The organism is Carboxylicivirga litoralis, from assembly GCF_025499605.1.
Lineage (GTDB): Bacteria > Bacteroidota > Bacteroidia > Bacteroidales > Marinilabiliaceae > Carboxylicivirga > Carboxylicivirga litoralis.
Genome location: NZ_JAFMVC010000090.1, coordinates 1 through 1,462, shown reverse-complemented (window position 1 = coordinate 1,462; position 1,462 = coordinate 1). Strand labels below are relative to the sequence as shown.

Genomic DNA, 1,462 nt, shown 5'->3' with positions numbered 1-1,462 from the left:
GTAATTTAGTCGTTTGAAAACCATTGGGCTTTGGTGAGGATTAGGAGAGGGCGACAATTTCAATCCCCACACGCCTCATATGCGAGACCGTTGTGTTTAATGCTAAGAGAGACTGTGCCTGAAATGCCACCGCACATTTGGCACATTTGCAAGCTCTAACCCACAGGCTGATGCTTCAGCTTGCAAAAGAGCCAAATTTTTGCCATCGCGCGCAAGATTCGTTACCTTTGTAGAATGATAGAGTTAAATGAAAAATATAATTTACCGTCAGAATATGCTGATTACATAGGGCTTACTTATGCGACTTCAACATCGGACAAGCATAAAAAGGAAAACGGACAGTTTTTTACTCCAAAAAATATTTCTGACTTCATGGCAAATCTTGCCAAACCAAAATCGGACAAGATTTCTATTCTTGACCCTGGTTGTGGTACAGCAATACTTTCATGCTCTTTGATTGAAAAACTTGTTTCAGATTCAGAAATAAAGGAAATAGGATTAACACTTTACGAAACGGATAAAAATGTAGTGACGCAAACTAAATTGGTCGCTGAATATCTCGCTAATTGGTTAAAAAAACAGAATATTGGGTTTAACTACACCATAAATGAATTAGATTTTGTACTTGATAACTCAGAAGCCTTCAATTTAAACTCGCTGTTCGGGACTGAAAATTTAAAACAGTTTGATTATATAATTTCAAATCCACCATACTTTAAAATATCTAAAGCGGATAAAAGAGCCTCCGTTGCCAAAGAATTAGTTTACGGACAGCCTAATATTTATTCGATATTCATGGGATTATCTGCCAAACTTCTCAAAAACAATGGTGAACTTATTTTTATTACGCCGAGAAGTTTTGCGGCGGGTAACTATTTTAAAGCCTTTAGACAATCCTTCTTTAACGAGGTTAGCATCTCTGATATTCATATTTTCGAATCACGTGATAAGATGTTCAAGAATGATAATGTTTTACAGGAAAATATTATCCTACGGGCTACGAAAACAAAGAACTCCTCAATTAATGTAACGGTTTCAGAATGTAATAAAGGATTGTTTAACCCCACTGAATATATTTACCCCACAGATGAACTTATTGATTTAAAGTCGATAGATAAAGTATTGTTTATTCCATCAAATCAGAATGAATCTGATACAATCAAGATTTTCAGAAAGTGGAATAATACCTTAAATGACTTTAATATTCAGATTTCAACGGGTCCTGTAGTTGCATTCCGTTGTACTGACTTTCTAAAAAATGAAGGTCAAGTGAATGGAGCTATCGCCCCTTTGGTTTGGCTTCATAACGTCAAAGAAATGGAATTTTCATATCCTTTGCAAAAAGGAAACAAGCCAAGTCTTATTGAAAACAATGAAAATTCAAGGAAAGTATTGTTGAAAAACAAAAACTACATTTTCCTAAGACGTTTTAGCTCAAAAGACGATAAAAGCCGTTTGGTTT

The 1,462-nt window shown here is 35.1% G+C and carries 1 protein-coding gene; it reads left to right on the top strand.

The genetic code is table 11. The annotated features are described in order from the left end of the window. Window positions 1–234: 234 nt before the first annotated feature. Window positions 235–1,462 (top strand): Eco57I restriction-modification methylase domain-containing protein (locus tag J1N10_RS20825; RefSeq protein ID WP_262328660.1); only part of this gene is annotated, 1,228 nt, incomplete at its 3' end.